This is a genomic window from Streptomyces sp. NPDC006739, from assembly GCF_042869815.1.
Classification (GTDB): domain Bacteria; phylum Actinomycetota; class Actinomycetes; order Streptomycetales; family Streptomycetaceae; genus Streptomyces.
This window is the reverse complement of the sequence record NZ_JBIAGM010000004.1, coordinates 317289-332136: the sequence shown is the minus strand read 5'-3', so window position 1 is coordinate 332136 and position 14848 is coordinate 317289. Positions and strand designations below refer to the sequence as shown.

The 14848-nt window shown below is 69.6% G+C and carries 11 protein-coding genes, 1 tRNA gene and 3 pseudogenes; 4 read left to right on the top strand and 11 right to left on the bottom strand.

Translation table 11 applies throughout. The features are described 5' to 3' along the window. Window positions 1-193: 193 nt before the first annotated feature. A tRNA-Gly gene (locus ACFYMM_RS11355) sits at window positions 194-267 on the top strand. Here the strand turns inward: ACFYMM_RS11355 and ACFYMM_RS11350 are convergent. From ACFYMM_RS11350 to ACFYMM_RS11335, 4 genes and pseudogenes are all read right to left on the bottom strand, one after another. Next, window positions 256-642 (bottom strand): type II toxin-antitoxin system VapC family toxin, encoded by a 387-nt coding sequence (locus tag ACFYMM_RS11350; RefSeq protein WP_388385596.1) that lies wholly within the window; start codon window positions 640-642, stop codon window positions 256-258. The two genes, ACFYMM_RS11355 and ACFYMM_RS11350, sit on opposite strands and share 12 nt — an antisense overlap. Next, window positions 639-854: pseudogene (locus ACFYMM_RS11345) on the bottom strand (hypothetical protein); the annotation flags it as partial. The pseudogene ACFYMM_RS11345 and the gene ACFYMM_RS11350, both read right to left, overlap by 4 nt. 344 nt (window positions 855-1198) lie before the next feature. Further along, window positions 1199-2878, bottom strand: coding sequence for an RICIN domain-containing protein (locus ACFYMM_RS11340; RefSeq protein WP_388385595.1), 1680 nt, complete (start codon window positions 2876-2878; stop codon window positions 1199-1201). Between the two features lie 319 nt (window positions 2879-3197). After that, window positions 3198-5606: a non-reducing end alpha-L-arabinofuranosidase family hydrolase gene (locus tag ACFYMM_RS11335; protein ID WP_388385594.1), complete on the bottom strand. Its 2409-nt coding sequence runs from the start codon at window positions 5604-5606 to the stop codon at window positions 3198-3200. 76 nt (window positions 5607-5682) lie between these two features. Between ACFYMM_RS11335 and ACFYMM_RS11330 the strand changes: the two genes are divergently transcribed. After that, window positions 5683-5934 (top strand): hypothetical protein, encoded by a 252-nt coding sequence (locus ACFYMM_RS11330; RefSeq protein WP_388385789.1) that lies wholly within the window; start codon window positions 5683-5685, stop codon window positions 5932-5934. Between the two features lie 194 nt (window positions 5935-6128). Here the strand turns inward: ACFYMM_RS11330 and ACFYMM_RS11325 are convergent, their stop codons facing one another. After that, window positions 6129-6914: a hypothetical protein gene (locus ACFYMM_RS11325; RefSeq protein ID WP_388385593.1), complete on the bottom strand. Its 786-nt coding sequence runs from the start codon at window positions 6912-6914 to the stop codon at window positions 6129-6131. Beyond that, entirely contained in the window at window positions 6911-7441 is a 531-nt protein-coding gene (locus tag ACFYMM_RS11320; protein WP_388385592.1) for a SigE family RNA polymerase sigma factor, read from the bottom strand. Before ACFYMM_RS11320 ends, ACFYMM_RS11325 begins: the two co-directional genes overlap by 4 nt. A gap of 379 nt (window positions 7442-7820) precedes the next feature. Here ACFYMM_RS11320 and ACFYMM_RS11315 point away from each other — a divergent pair, with 379 nt between their 5' ends. Continuing rightward, the gene (locus tag ACFYMM_RS11315) at window positions 7821-9599 is read left to right on the top strand and encodes an LPXTG cell wall anchor domain-containing protein (protein ID WP_388385591.1); all 1779 of its coding nucleotides are present in this window, start codon (window positions 7821-7823) and stop codon (window positions 9597-9599) included. Window positions 9600-10423: 824 nt separating this feature from the next. Here the strand turns inward: ACFYMM_RS11315 and ACFYMM_RS11310 are convergent. Further along, on the bottom strand, window positions 10424-10633 hold the full coding sequence (locus ACFYMM_RS11310) for a hypothetical protein (protein ID WP_388385788.1): 210 nt from the start codon (window positions 10631-10633) through the stop codon (window positions 10424-10426). A 366-nt stretch (window positions 10634-10999) separates the two neighbouring features. Next, window positions 11000-11137, bottom strand: a pseudogene (locus tag ACFYMM_RS11305) (DUF2000 family protein); the annotation flags it as partial. Window positions 11138-11361: 224 nt separating this feature from the next. Here ACFYMM_RS11305 and ACFYMM_RS11300 point away from each other — a divergent pair. Then, window positions 11362-11511: pseudogene (locus ACFYMM_RS11300) on the top strand (transposase); the annotation flags it as partial. Between the two features lie 12 nt (window positions 11512-11523). Here the strand turns inward: ACFYMM_RS11300 and ACFYMM_RS11295 are convergent. From ACFYMM_RS11295 to ACFYMM_RS11285, 3 genes are all read right to left on the bottom strand, one after another. Beyond that, complete coding sequence (locus ACFYMM_RS11295) at window positions 11524-13536, bottom strand: alpha/beta fold hydrolase (protein ID WP_388385590.1); 2013 nt, start codon at window positions 13534-13536, stop codon at window positions 11524-11526. A 175-nt stretch (window positions 13537-13711) separates the two neighbouring features. Further along, complete coding sequence (locus ACFYMM_RS11290) at window positions 13712-14110, bottom strand: type II toxin-antitoxin system VapC family toxin (protein WP_388385589.1); 399 nt, start codon at window positions 14108-14110, stop codon at window positions 13712-13714. Further along, window positions 14107-14388 carry a hypothetical protein gene (locus ACFYMM_RS11285; RefSeq protein WP_388385588.1) on the bottom strand — a complete coding sequence of 94 codons (282 nt, stop codon included), beginning with the start codon at window positions 14386-14388 and terminating at the stop codon, window positions 14107-14109. The genes ACFYMM_RS11290 and ACFYMM_RS11285 overlap by 4 nt, the downstream gene beginning before the upstream one ends. Window positions 14389-14848 lie beyond the last annotated feature (460 nt).

Genomic DNA, 14848 nt, shown 5'->3' with positions numbered 1-14848 from the left:
CTCCAGGCGGCACTCCGACCCCGCCCGGACCCTCTCCCACCCCTCCACCGTACGCCCCAACTCCGTTCCCCCGCAGCCGGATCCCACGCCCCGAAACGCACCGAGGCCCCACGGTCCGAGCATCGGGGGCCTGGCATGGGGTACAGTGAGCGAGCGTCCGGACACCGAGATCAACGAGGTCCGTTCGTCTTACGCGGGTGTAGTTTAATGGTAGAACATCAGCTTCCCAAGCTGAGAGCGCGAGTTCGATTCTCGTCACCCGCTCCATGAGAAACCCCAGGTCAGCGGCCTGGGGTTTGCTTGTCGTCTAGACCAATTCGGGGGCGGCGTACCCTCCGCGCGCCCCCAGTCGCACCACTTGGCGTCGATGGCGTACTTGTGGCCGCGCAGCCCCGCGGCCCACAGCAGGGTGGCGGCAGCCTGCGCCAAGCCTTGTGTGACCGGCTCGACGCGGATCCGGGACAGCGTCCACTTCAGCGCGGCTTCGTTGATCTTCGGGTGGATGACTTCGACAAGGACGGCTGCGGAGGTGACGACCGGCAGGTCGGCGTCGCGGGCGGCCGTCAGCCACTCGTGAACCTCCCGGTCTCGCCGGACGGCCTTCGCCAGACCCTCGCTGTCCAGGACCAGGGCACCGCTCACGCGGCCGCCCCCGCATTCGAGGCGCCGCCAGTGAGCCGTGCCCGCTTGGCCGCCACCGCCTCCGGGTCGGCCGGACCGTGCACCTTGTCGAAGTCGGCGATCAGCTCGTCAAGGTTGTCCCGCTCGATCTGCCGCTGCGCCGCCCTCTCCAGGTACGCCGAGACGCCCCGCTTGCCGACCCGCTCACGGATCGCCTGCAGGGTGCCGGCGGTGGGCCGCGTCGATCGGCGCCCGCACCGACGGCAGCATGCCCGGCACCAGCCGAGAAGTCCTCAGCATGTCGACGGTCATGCAATTCCCCAGACCCGCTCCGTCCTCCCCGATCGTCCGTGCGGTGCGGATGAGCGGTGAGGAGTCGGGCCGCCCGGGTGTGAAGTATCCGGTCCAAGGCGGCCCGAGAAGAGCGCCGTCCGTGGCCGTCGCGGAGCAACTCCGCGATCCCCCATGGGGACGGCCATGAACCTCTGCCTGGGGAATCGCGCGACGTTCCACATCACCGCGCCGAAGAGGACAAACCCGACCCCATCGAGGGATGGGGTCGGGTTAGCGCCTTCGCCTACTTGAGCGCTGTACCGCCCGAGTTGTGGTAAGCGATGGTCTTGCCGATCAGGTTTCCGCCGTCGGTCTCGACCGATGTCTGTTCCTGCTGCCCCGGGCCGAACAGCAGGCCGGCGACATGCGCGTTCGCCACCTGGTCCATGTGCGCGAAGAACCAGTCCACCTTGTCGTCCTTGTAATGGTTCAGGGTGTTGTTCTGCGCCATGTTGCCCACGGGGATCTGCCACAGGACCACCGGCTTGCCCACGGACTCGGCCATCGTCTTGTAGAACCTCAGCGAGTCAGCGGCCTTCTGGTCGGTCCAAAAGGTGTCACGGCCGCCGTGGGCCGGCTGTGCGTACCAGCCTGCGTCGCGGTCCGACACGTCGGTGACCAGGAGATCGGCGTTCTGTGCCCCGAGGCTCGCGTAGTCCTTGACGCATCCCTGGGTGTTGTTCTGCCAGTCCCAGCAGGTGAGGTGGAGCCCCACGGCGGTGTGCGGCGCGTACTTGTGCGCCATCGAGATCAGGCAGCGGGAGAGTCCGGCGGCGCTGTTCTCCTGCGATCCGCAATCCGTCGGATTTGCGGCCGAGACCTGCGCGGCAACCTTGTGCGGATCGCCGAGCGACCGGACGTAGCCCCAGAAATCGGGTTCAAGGTCGATCATGTCGTTCGAGTTACCGATCTTCTGGAGGAAGAAACGGTAGTCGTTCATGTACCGGGTGAGCAGGTCCGCCCGGTTGATGGCCACGACCTCGCCCGGACCGTCGCCCTGGCCTGCCGCATCCCCGAGGTCGCGCAACGAGTACCACGTCCAGAGCATCTTCTGCGGGCGCGGGCGGCCCTTGTACGTCGCGTGGGCCGCCACGGTGTCCCGCCAGGTCACGTAAGTGCCAGGCGCCGTGGTGCTGCCGTTCCAGCAGCCCCACCAGCTCGACCACGCGGCCTGGCAGAGCGATGCCGAGTAGTAAGCCGACGAGGGCGCGGGCTGGCTGTGCACATAGGCGTACCGCACATCGAACGGCGCGGCGTTCGCCGAGGCGTCGGACATCGAGCCGCCGATGAGCACCGTGCCACTGCCCATGAAGCGTTTCGTCGAGCTGCCGTCACCGGCCGCGGGAGACGACGGTGACGACGGGCGCGTGCCGCTCGGAGCCTGGCTTGTGGAAACGCTGCCCCCCGGCGCGGTGGGCGTGCCGGCGCTGTCGACGCTCCCGGCCGGGACGAGTTGCCATTGTTGATTGGCGCCGCCCCAGTCTCGGTACTGGACGACCTGGCCGCCGTCGGCCCTGGAGGAGTTCTGGACCTCGACGGCCATGCCACTGAAGCGATTGATCAGACGCATGTAGCCGTCCGAAGACTCCGCCAGTTTGAACTGCTGGTTGCTGCCGTTCCGGTCACTCCACTGCACGAGGTCGGAGCCGGCGGTCTTCGACCAGCCGAGGTCGTCGAGCACCTTGCCGGAGTTCCGGTTCTGCAGCCGGTAGTACCCGTCGCCCGCGTCGATGAACCGCCACTGCTGGTTGGCCCCGCCGTGGCGCGCCCACTGCACCGCCGCCGCGCCGTCGTTCGTGGCGTAGGCGCGGTCATCCAGCACCTTGCCGCTGTTGCGGTTGACCAGCACATACCAAGTCTTCGGATCCACGGTTTGCGCTGAGGCGGTGCTGACCACAACGGCGGAGCCGGCCACGACAGCCATGACGACGGCCGCCCAGAAGCCCCGACGCGCGAACAACCGACGGGCGCGATGCATCGGGCGACCGCCGCGGGCGTGGCCGCCGGCACGGCGGCCACCGGCCCGGGACGCCACCGATGACGTGGGTGGGCCAGCGACATGTCTGTGCTCTCGCTCTGGGAACAACTCTGTGCTCTCTTTCAGCCGTTGCATCTGACCGGACCACCTGCCCGGACACCACTGAGTGGTCCGAGCAGGCCGAAAAGGTTGCCGCGAAGCCCACAGGTTTTTTCGCCTTGCCCGCTTCCCCTTCACCGCGAAGCGCGACACGGCGACAGGCAGGTCAGCGCTGCAGGGTGAGGAGGCCCGGCCGCCACGGCAGTTGGTCGTAGGGGCCGCTCGCGGTGGGGGACTTGCCCTGGTAGAGGAACTGCAGGTTGCAGGGGTCGATGGTCATGGTCTGGTCGGGGTTGTCGCGGACCAGGTCACCGTGGCTGATGTCGTTGGTCCAGGTGGCACCGCTGTTGGCCTTGCCCGCGAAGGGGTTGCTCTCGCTGGCGGCCTGCGGGGTCCACGGACCGTTCAGGCTGGTGGCGGTGAAGGAGCGGAAGTAGCGCTGCTCGTTCGCCCCCCGTGCCTCGACGATCACGAGGTACTGGTTCTGCCCCTGGACCTTGTAGACCTGCGGCGCCTCGAACAGGTTCTTCGTCGAGTCGCTCATGACCGTCGTGTAGGACGAGCCGAAGTTGCCCGGGAAGTTCCCGATCGGCATGCTCGCCCGGTAGATCTTGCCGTTGTCACCGGCGAAGAACAGGTACATGTTCTGGCCGTCGGCGATCAGGGTCTGGTCGATCGGGTTGGAGCCCGGGATGCTGCCGGTGAACAGCGGCTGCGGCGCGGACCAGCCGTTGGGGTTGGTGGGGTCGCTGGAGGTGCGGTAGACGAAGGGCGAGGCGCCCCACTGGGACGCCAGTACCCAGATCTTCTTGGGTGCGAAGTAGAACAGTGTGGGCGCCACCGCGGTGTGGCTCATGCCGGTCTGGCCGGCCGAGGCCATGTCCGACCAGTTCGTGAAGGGCCTGAACATCATCGAGCCGTACGACGATCCCGACACGCTCGACGCGTAGACGAGGTGCTTGCCGTTGTACACCACGTCGGTGAAGTCCTTCACCGCGGCCCACCCGTTCGCCGGCTGCGCCAACGCACCCGTCGACGTCCACCGGTACGTCGACGGGAGAGCGCACGTGGCGGGCGTCGACGCGGCCGACCTGAGGTTCCAGTGCTGGTTGGCGCCGCCGCCGCTGGGGTCCCAGATCTGGACGGGAGTGCCGTTGGCGGTCCGGCCGCCGGGGATCTCCAGCGCCCGGCCGCTGGCGACGTTGGTCAGTGTGTAGGAGCCGTCGCTGTTCCGGCCGGCCCGCCAGTGCTGGTTGGCGCCGCCATTGGAGTCCCAGACCTGCATCCTCGTCCCGTTGCCCGTCTGGTTGCCCTGCTCGTCCAGTACCCGGCCGCTGGCGACGTCGGTCAGCGTGTAGGAGCCGTCGCTGTTCCGGCCGGCCCGCCACTGCTGGTTGGAGGCACCGCTGGCGTCCCACACCTGGAGCGGGATGCCGTTGCCGTTCTGCCCCGCGGGCTCGTCGAGAACGCGTCCCGCGGACACGTTCGAGAGCGTGTAGACGGTGCCGGAGGCGATGCCCCCGTCCGGCGTGCCGCCGCTGCCCAGAGCGGTGAGTACCGCGCTGTAGGCGGGCTTCTTGTTGCCGGCCGCGTCGAACAGCAGCGGGTTCTCACCGGTGCGCCAGGAGTCGCTGTCACGGATGCCCCACACCGTGATGCCCGTGCAGCGGGCGACGTTCATGCACGCCTTGACGGTGTTGGTGTACGCCGTCGGCGACGCCTGGGCTATGTCGAGCTCGGTGGTCTGGACGTCCACGCCGAGCGCGGCAAAATTGGACAAAGTGGTCTGCAAGCTCGCCGGCGGACCGCCTGCGCCGAAGTGGCTCTGGAAACCGACGCAGTCGATGGGCACACCACGGGACTTGAAGTCCTTGACCATCGCGTAGACGCCCTGCGTCTTGGCATCGGTCCAGTTCTCGATGTTGTAGTCGTTGTAGCAGAGCTTGGCCGAGGGGTCGGCGGCCCGCGCGGTGCGGAACGCCTCCTCGATGAAGCCGTTGCCCAGCACGTCCTGGAACACCGAGCTTCGGTGCCGGCCGCTGCCGCCGTCGGCAAACGCCTCGTTGACCACGTCCCAGGCGTAGATCTTGCCCTTGAAGTGGCTCATCTCGGTGGTGATGTGGTTGTCCATCACACTACGCAGGGTGTTGGCGTCGGTGATGGAGCGGACCCAGCCGGGCAGCTGCGAGTGCCACACCAGGGTGTGGCCGCGCACCCGCTGCCCGTGCGCGGAGGCGTGGCCGACGATCGAGTCGGCGGGGGCGAAGTTGAACAACCCGCGGGAGGATTCGGTGGTGTCCCACTTCATCTCGTTCTCCGGGGTAATCATGTTGAACTCCCGGTCGAGAATGGTGGAGTACGCCGAGTCGCCGAGCCTGCCCGAGGACACCGCCGTACCGAAGTAGCGACCGCTGCTGGCCGCTGCGGCGGCCAGCGTGCGGGCATTCGGCGTGTGTGCGGCCAGAGCGACCAGGGGTACGGCGGCACCCGCTGCGGCGAGGACCACGGCGGCGGCGAGCACGCGGCGGGTCGCCGGACGGCGGCGATGAGAGCGGTTCTGATCTGACAACGGCATGTCCTTCTGGCACAGCGGGCCTTGATCCGGCCGCGGTTACCCGCCAGTTGCCGCCACGTACACAAAGGTTGCCGCGATCGAGGGAAGATTTTTCACGGCCGCCCTCACCCTCCCCACCCAGTTCCACGGCGACCTGCTGGCCACCGTGGAGGCCACCTACGTCGATGGGGCCAGCGCCGGCCCTGCCGGCTGGACCCCGTCAGCGGCTGACGTGACCTCTCCGCGACCCTCCCGGCGACCACCGGCACCACCCCGGACGTACGCCACCTGCACGTGGTCCACAACTGGAGCTGGTCGCCCACCCAGGTCCAGTCCCCCGTGGAGCTGACCGGCGTCCTCAACGGCACGCCGGTCCGCACGGGTGCGCCGGCGCGCCTGGGACGCGCGGGTCTTCGCCACGGGACGGCAGCCAGCCCGGCAACACCTGCTTCGCGGGTACTCGACCGGGGGCGCCCCACCCGGATCTGCTCGACCATCGGGCTGTGCGGCAAGGGGACTCGTCCCCTTGCCGCACAGCGGCGTTCACCGGGTCGGGACGAACCCTCCCCGGACCGACGCGGAGCCGCCCGAACCCTGCGCGTCGACGCGGTAGCCGTCGCCCGCGGCACTGCGCACGCCGGGGCCGTTGTTGAACTGGGCGGCGAACTCGTGGCTCCCCGCCGGCACGGTCAGGCCCGGCTTGAGGACCCAGCGGTAGACCAGCGCGCCGCCGGCCTCCTGAGCGGTGACGGTGAAGTCATCGCTCGGCAGGGTCTGCCAGGTGCCGGTGTTCTTCACCCCGCCGGTCTGCACGATCCGGATCTCGATCGTGAGCGAGGTGAGCGGCTGGGTCGTCTTGAGGACGAGGTTGCTCTGCGTCCAGTAGACGGTGCTCTTCGGATCCAGCGAGCCGGCCGACCACAGCGGACCGTTCCGGCTCTCGCCGGCGGTCGGCGGGGGACTGGTGGCCGGCGGAGTCGGGCGCGAGCTGCCCGGGGTGGTGACCGGGGCCGGCGCGACAGGAGTGGGGCGGGCCGATGTCGGTTGCCGGGAGGTGGCGTCCGGGGACGGGGTGGCCGGTGTGGTCACGGTGGCCGACGGCGACGAGTGCGTGGCGATGGCGGCGACGGCGAGGCCGCCGGTCGCCAGGATGCCGGCGGCGGCGAGCCCGGCGAGCGCGACCCTGGTACCGGACCTCGCGAACGGCCGCGCGCGGTGACGTACGGTGGGGCCGGCCATCCCGCGTTCCACCCGGGCCAGCATCCTCGCGCGGTCGGGCCGGTGGGCCTCGGCGGCCTCGCGCAGCCGACGGGCGATCTCCTCGTTCACCGGTTCCTCCTCCCTGCCACCAGGTCCCCGACCGCTCGGGCGCCAAGTATCCTTTCCAGCTCTGCCATTCCCTTCGAGGTCTGGCTCTTCACCGTTCCGACCGAGATGCCCAGCGCCTCCGCCGTGTCCTTCTCCGACAGGTCGAGGGCGTGCCGCAGCACCACGCAGGCGCGCTTGCGGAACGGCAGCCGGGCGAGCGCCGCGCGGACGTCCAGCACGGCCGCCACGTCCGGCCCCTCCACCTGCTCGGGGCCGCGGGACCAGAACAGCGTGATCCGGCGTCGCTCGCGCACCGCGCTGCGGATGCGTCCCCGCGCCAGGTTGGCCACCACACCGCGGGCGTAGGCGAGCGGGTGGTCGGCCTGCCGCAACCGGTCCCAGCGCTGCCACAGGGCGACCAGGGCATCCGCCGCGAGGTCGTCCGCCGCGTCGGCCTCACCGGTCAGGAGATGGGCCATACGTGCGAGTTCGGCATAGTGGCGTTCGAAGAATTCGTGGAACTCCGCGGACGCGTCGTCGAGGAGCATCCCCCGGTCGCCCTCTCCTGGCAATGATGTGCGCGTTGGTTGCGCGTTCAACAACAGGGGCGCAGCCTAACAGTGCCAGCCCGGGATCCACCGCGCCTGCGCCACGGTTGCGGCGCGGCGTGCTTCGTTGTCCTCATGCCCGTCCATCCGGTAGTTCCATCGGCCTTCCGGCTCCCAGTTGCCGCAGGGGACGAGAAGGTTGCCGCCCCGACGCCGATTCCTCGGCGACCGGTGCACGGCACGAAAGGGATCTGAAGAACATCGGATACGGCGGCAACCTTTCCATCCCGAGCGGCCACCTAGGGGTGCACCAACCACGGCGAGCGGAGTCAGCTGCGCTACGCCACCCGTATCCACGCACTCCGATCGGGAGCCACACGTGCCATCTGACGACCCGACAACCGTCGAGCAGCCGATGCCTCGGGGCCGTACGCACCGCCGTAGCCGAACGCGCCGCCGCATCATGGCGGGCACGGTGGCGGCCCTGCTGGCCGGGGCCGGCGCGGGCGTCCTGGCGCTCAGCGCGAACGCCGCGCCGACCGTCGCCGTCACCGTCGACGCCGGCACCTCGCTGGGCACGGTGCCCAGCACCGGCGTCGGCCTCAACACCGCGGTCTACGACTCACACCTGAACGACGCCACGGCGTCAGCGCTGATGAAGGCCGCCGGAGTCCGGCAGCTGCGCTACCCCGGTGGCTCCTACGCGGACGCCTACCACTGGAAGACCCACACCCTCGAAGACGGCGGCTGGGTCGCGCCCGGTACCGACTTCGACCACTTCATGGCCACCGCGAAGAGGGTCGGTGCCCAGCCGATCATCACCGCCAACTACGGTTCCGGCACGCCCCAGGAGGCCGCCGACTGGGTCAAGTACGCCAACGTCGACAAGGGCTACGGCGTGAAGTACTGGGAGATCGGCAACGAGGTCTCCGGCAACGGGTACTACGGCAGCAAATGGGAGGTCGACAAGCACGCGGACAAAAGCCCCAGGGAGTACGCGAAGAACCTCCTCGCCTACGCGAAGGCGATGAAGGCCGTGGACCCGAAGGTGAAGATCGGGGCGGTGCTCAACACTCCGGGATCCTGGCCGGACGGGGCGAAGGCCCCCGGCGACACCGCCGACTGGAACCACACCGTGCTCGCCATCGCCGGCAAGTCGATCGACTTCGCGATCATCCACTGGTACCCGAGCGCTTCCAGCACGGCGGACCTGCTGCACTCCCCCGCCCAGATCGCGGGCCTCACCTCCGCGGTGCGCTCGCTGCTCACCACCTACGCGGGTGCGCACGCCGCCTCGGTCCAGATCGCGGTCACCGAGACCGACAGCACCCAGTCGCCGGCCCTCACCAGCCAGGCCGCGGCCCTGTTCGCGTCGGACACGTACATGAACTGGCTCGAACACGGCGCCGTCAACGTCGACTGGTGGGACCTGCACAACGGCATGGGCAAGGCACCCACCACCGTGGGCGGCGAGACCGACTACCTGGACCAGGGCGTGCTCTCCGACGGAAGTTGCGCCGGCGGGCACTGCGAACCGGCGCGTGAGACGCCCTTCCCCACCTACTGGGGCATCCGATCGCTGACCGCGCTCGCGCAGCCCGGCGACACCATGGTCAAGGCGTCCTCGGCCAACCCGTCGGTCGCCGTGCACGCGGTGCGCGCCCGCAACGGCGGCCTGAACGTCATGCTGATCAACAAGAACCCGCAGAACTCGGCACAGGTGTCGATCTCGTACACCGGCTACACCCCGGCGCCGGGAACGGTCAGGACCGTTTCGTACACCAAGGGCGGAAAGGCCCTGACCACGGCGACGCGGGGAACAGCGCCCGCACAGACGCTGCCCCCGTACTCGATCACGACTCTCCAGCTGAGGCCCGCGTCGGCGGCCTCCCCCGCCGAGGCCCCGTCTCCCGCACCCACGCCGACCGCCGCTGCGAAGGTTGCCTCCGCCTCAGGCACGATCGGCACCCGAGCGCAGGCCTCGGCGGCCGGCGTACCCGTGGGCCGGCCGGACCGGAGCGACACGGCCGGCGACCTGGCTTCCACCGGGATGGGCAGCACCGTCACCTACAGCGCCCTCGCTGGCCTGCTGGCCGTAGCCGCCGGTTCCGTGCTGGTGCTTCGCAGGCGCCGCAGCAGGGGTTCGCACGCCAGGTGAGCCCCTGCCGCGCCGACGGCCGACGGCCCGGCAGCACCGCCGCCCACCAGCGGCGTGTCCCCCCGGGCCGTCGGCCCCCGGCTCGGCCTCCGAGCCGCCGGTCGTCCGGCTGCGGTCACCTGCCCGTCATGCGCAGGCAACCCGGATGTCGTCCTGCTGTCCGTATGGTCGTCGTTACGCTCTCGTAGGAGCGTGCGGACGGGTTGAGGGTCAGCAGGACCGTCCCGTCGCCGGAGGCGTAGCTGCACGAGTCCTCAGCCGTGCCCTTGCTGGGTGCCACCCGCGGAGCTTGCTTCGGGGCGGTGAGCACCAGCCCGGCGGCGGCCAGCATCGGTAAACAGCGGGGCGAGGCCAGCGCTCGAAGCCACCCTGGAGGCGACGTATCCCCAGGTCAGAGCCGATACGGCCTGCCAAGCGCCGTCGCTTCCCAAGCTGAGAGCGCGAGTTCGATTCTCGTCACCCGCTCCATGTGAAACCCCCAGGTCAGTGGCCTGGGGGTTGTTTGTTGTCTAGTCCAATCCAGGGTGGGCGTCCCTCTGCATGTCCTAGGTTCAGGCATGTGGGCCGCCCGAGGGGTGCTCAGGTGGCACTCCAAGCCGCTCAAGGACGACCATCAGGCGCAAGGGCCTACCCCCTGCCGAGCAGGGGAGCGCAGGTCACCAAGATTCCCGACAAGACCCGGAACAAGAAGAAGCAACCCCTGATGATCAAGCTCCCTACCCGCGAGGACCCGCGGGTAGGGGGCTTGTCGCCGTGGACGCCGATCGGCGGTCAGGCTGCCGGTATCGGCGATCCCGCGATGAGGAAATCCCGCGATCTGACGATCAGAAGGAGACGGCGACGCCGACCTGGTGGTACTGGCCGACGGTGTCCAGGACCCCGTCCTTGACCGCGCCGAACTGAGCCACGAGGTCCGAGCTGCTGATCGCCGTGGGGCCGGCGGCGATGCCGATCTGCGGGCTCAGACCGCCGGAAACGGTGTCGAGTTCGGCGTCAGAGATTTCAAGGGTCTGAACCTGGGGAGCGGAGTTCATGATGAAACTGCCCTTCGTATGGATGTTCCACAAGGGGGAGCGGCCAAGCTGGGGATAGCCGGTGGGCCGCGACCGCAGACCCGCGCCATCCGTTTCCGGACACCTTGGCGTGATCCCGGCGGCGCGAAGGATCAAATCACGGAGCGTGCCCGGCATCCAGTCGCTCACTGCTCCCAGCAGGGCAGTTGAAACAGTCGACTACTCATCCATGCGCGCATGCACACGAATTGAGGGCAGCTTCTCTACATGTAGCCCCGCATAGGAAACCGGCAGCTATTGCCACGGCAGTTCCGACCAGGACAACTCCGCACCAATCGAACGCACCCGTGCCGCAGTTGCGCATTCGCTGTGGAGATTCAGCCACGCATGCACCCGTGCGCCCTTCAGTACCTTGTCCACCGCGTTCCGCGGCCCGTACACCGCCAGCCCCATCAGGTCCAGCTTCTCCGTCGGCACGGCCCGGACGGCGGCACAGTTGACGCGGTCGTTTCCGGTCGCGAAGAGTGCGACACGATGCCAGCGGCGAGCAGTGCCACGGGGCGAGAACCCAGAAACGCAGAGATCCCGCCCGATCGAAATGATCGGACGGGTACAACTGCCGGACTCTGGAAGCCCGCTGCTCGCGGCCCCGCCGGACCGAGCGCCGACGACAGCAGCCGCCCCACGCCCCGCCGACCACACGTTCGTCGGGTGGAACCGTCCCACCACTCCGTCGACATCGCACCCGCGTGCCCCGGCAGTACACCGGCGTCGCAGGCGAGGTCACCAACTGCCGGGCCGGGGTGTCGCTGCACCTGGCGTCCGCCAACGCGTCGGCCGCGGTGAACCGGCGTCCGTTCCTGCCCAAAAGCGGGGATCCCGCCTCGTCGAAGGCCGACGCCCGCCCGCGGTCACAGCAGTCCGGGCCGCTGCCACTCGGCACCGAGGACGTGGTGGTCGAGGAAGTTGAGGAACGCCTCGTACCAGACCTGGATGTGGCCCGGGGAGAGGATCCAGTGGTTCTCGTCCGGGAAGTACAGGTACTTCGCAGGCACCTCGAACCGCTGCAGATCCTGGAAGAGCGCGGCGCCCTGGCCGACCGGCACGCGGTAGTCCTTAGCGCCGTGGATGACCAGCATCGGCGTACGGATCTTCGCGGCGTCCAGGTACGGGGAGTGCGCCTCGTACCGCTCGGGCCGGGTCACCGGGTCCCCGAAGATGCACTGGAAGTACCAGGGCGCGTCGGTGTCGCCCTGGAAGGACCGCAGGTCCCACAGGCCCGCGTGACTCACGATCGCCTTGAACCGATCGGTCCTCGTGGCGACCCGGTTGGCCATGTAGCCGCCGTAGGAGCCGCCCCCGAGCGCGGTGCGCGCGGCATCGATGTCGTCACGGGCCTCGGTTGCGTCGGTCAGCGCCATCACGTCCGTGTACGGGACCCCGCCCCACTGCCCCCAGCCGCGCCGGTGGCCCTGCTGGCCGTAGCCGGTCGACAGGGCCGGGTCGGGCAGCAGCACCGCGTAGCCGCGGGCCGCGAACGGCCACGGGTTCCACCGCCAGGTCCAGCCGTTCCAGCTGCCCTGCGGCCCGCCGTGCACGGCGACGAGCAGCGGCGCGGGGTTCTCGGCCGACGCGCCCTCGGGCAGCACGAGCCAGCCGCGCAGCCGGTACCCGTCCACCGCGTTGGCGTGCACCTCGGTGAGGGTGCCCGGCAGCGCGTCGAACGCACCGGGGGCGGGCAGCTCGACCGGCGTCTGGTCGGCGACGCCGGCCTCGAACCTGACCGGCCGCGGCGGCGAGTCGATCGCGTTGCGCAACGCGTACAGCGTCCGCCCGTCGGGGGCCACGCAGAGCGAGCCGTACGCGCCCGAGGCGGTGAGCCGGGTCACGGTGCCGTCCGCGTCCCGCATGAAGACGGGCGCGTGCCCCTCCACATCGGCCACGAAGAAGAGGGCGTCGTCGACCGGCGAACAGACGGCGCCGACGGGCCAGTTGTCGAACCCGGGCAGCAGCTCGACGGCCTCGCCGCCGTCCGCGCCGACCCGGACGAGCGTCATGTCCATCGGCTCGTCGTAAGTCGGCCACGTCATCCGCGAGCACACGACCGCCGAGCCGTCGTGCGTGAACACCGGCGCCTCGTAGAGGTGCTCCACATCGCCCAGGACGAAGACCTCCTCGCCGGTGGCCGCGTCTGCCACCACCACGGCGGTGCGGTTCTCGGCGGGCACCCGGCCGGGTACGAACCGGGTGTAGGCCACTCGCGTCCCGTCGGGCGACAGCGCCACGTCCCCGGGGTGCTCGAGGCCGACGCCCTGCCCGCCGGCGTCGACCACGGCGCCCTCGGCCCCCGCGCGCACGAAGGTGTGCTGTTCCTCGGGGCCGAGATCGCGGTCCCAGGCGCGGGTCGGCCCGGCCTCGTACAGGATCGCGGTGACCTTGGCGTCCTTGCGCGCCGTGCGCAGCTTGCCGTGCGCATCGGCGTCGGCGGCCCCGGGCAGCAGCCCGGCGGTGTGGGCCAGCGCGCCGGATTCCCGGGCGACGGTGAACGCGGTGATCCCCCCCGGGTGCCGGGCCACGACGGCGGCCTCACCACGCCCGGGCAGCGCCCACAGCGCGGCACCCTCGTGCTTGTCCTCCTCACTGTCGTCCTCGCGTTCCGACAGGAAGTACAGCACCCCGTCCGGGCCGAACGCGGGCCCGGACTCGCCCTTCCCCGACCGGGTCAGGCGCCGCGCCTCGCGCTCCCCGGCCGGATCGATCTCCCACAGCCCGGACACGAACCTGGTCCGGTCCTCCGACAGCGTCTGCACGGCGGCGACGAGACGGCCACCGTCGGCGGACAGCGCAAGGGAGTTGACGCGAGGCTGGGCGAGGAACGCGGGCAGGTCGTGGAAGGCGGTCGTGCCACCGGGGATCGCAGACATGCGGACGATTCTTGCTCGCGAAGGAGGCGGTGAACAGCGGATTGCGGGCGCCGCCCGCCAGGGGTGCCTGCCGCCCGTCCGGCGAAACGCAGAGATCCCGCCCGATGCCCACATCGACGCCCCAGCCATGAGACAGTCGCGTGATCGGCCGGACAGGTCCTTCAAGCGCCTCGGCTCAGACCTTCTCCGCACTCACGCGTGGGTGCTCGGCGGTGAGCAGCCCGATGTCCGCCACATCGGAAGTCAGGATCGTCACCCGGCCGGGATGCTGCAGGGCGGTCGCGCACAACATGGCGTCGATGGCGTACTTGTGGCCGTGCAGCCCCGCTGCGCGCAGCAAAGCGCCGGCGGATTGCGCGACGGCCTGGGTCACCGGCTCGACACTCAGGCGGGACAGGGTCCACTTCAGTGCGGCATCGTTGATCTTCGGGTGGATCACCTCGACCAGCACGGCGGCTGAGGTGATCACTGGCAGGTCCGCGTCGCGAGCCGCCGTCAGCCACTCGTGGATTTCCCGATCACGCTGTACGGCCTTCGCCAGGCCCTCGCTGTCCAGGACCAGGGCACCGCTCACGCGCCCGCTCCGGCATGTGGAGCGCCACCGGTCAGCCGGGCACGCTTGGCCGCCACGGCCTCGGGGTCGGCCGGCCCGTGAACCTTGTCGAAGTCCGCGATCAGCTCGTCCAGGTTGTCCCGCTCGATCTGCCGCTGGGCCGCCTTCTCCAGGTAGGCCGAGACGCCCCGCTTGCCGACCCGCTCACGGATCGCCTGCAGAGTTCCGGCGGTCAGGGTGACGGAGATACCACTGGTGGGGCCGTCGCCGGGCAGGAAGTCCACGTCCTCATCAGCCATGCTTCGAGTATGCCATTAAAAATGGCATAGCACAGGGCGAATGCGCGGGATTGCGACCATCGCGGAGAAATCCAGCGCCGGCCAGACCGATCCGTGGTCAGGCCCGTCATTGTCTTCGTCCGGCGGCCTCTACAACCGTCGCAACCCGCGTGACACACGTGAGCCGGCAAGCCCAACGCTGTTGTCAGTGCCTGCTGTCAGGATCAGCATCGCCCTACATCGTCGCCCGGAGGACACCGGACACCCCATGACTGCCGAGCTTGGTCCGGTGGCCGTCACACGCCGCAACAGCAGTGAGCCGATACGGGCGGGGGCGAAACGGTGGGTGGACTCGGCGACTTCTGGAGCTGGGCCTGCTGCGCCAACGACAACACCATGTTCTGAAGTCCGTCCGGCAGGGCACAGCACTCGCGCACCACACGGGTGATGTGCTGCTCCACCACCGCGGTCCCGGGTCCAG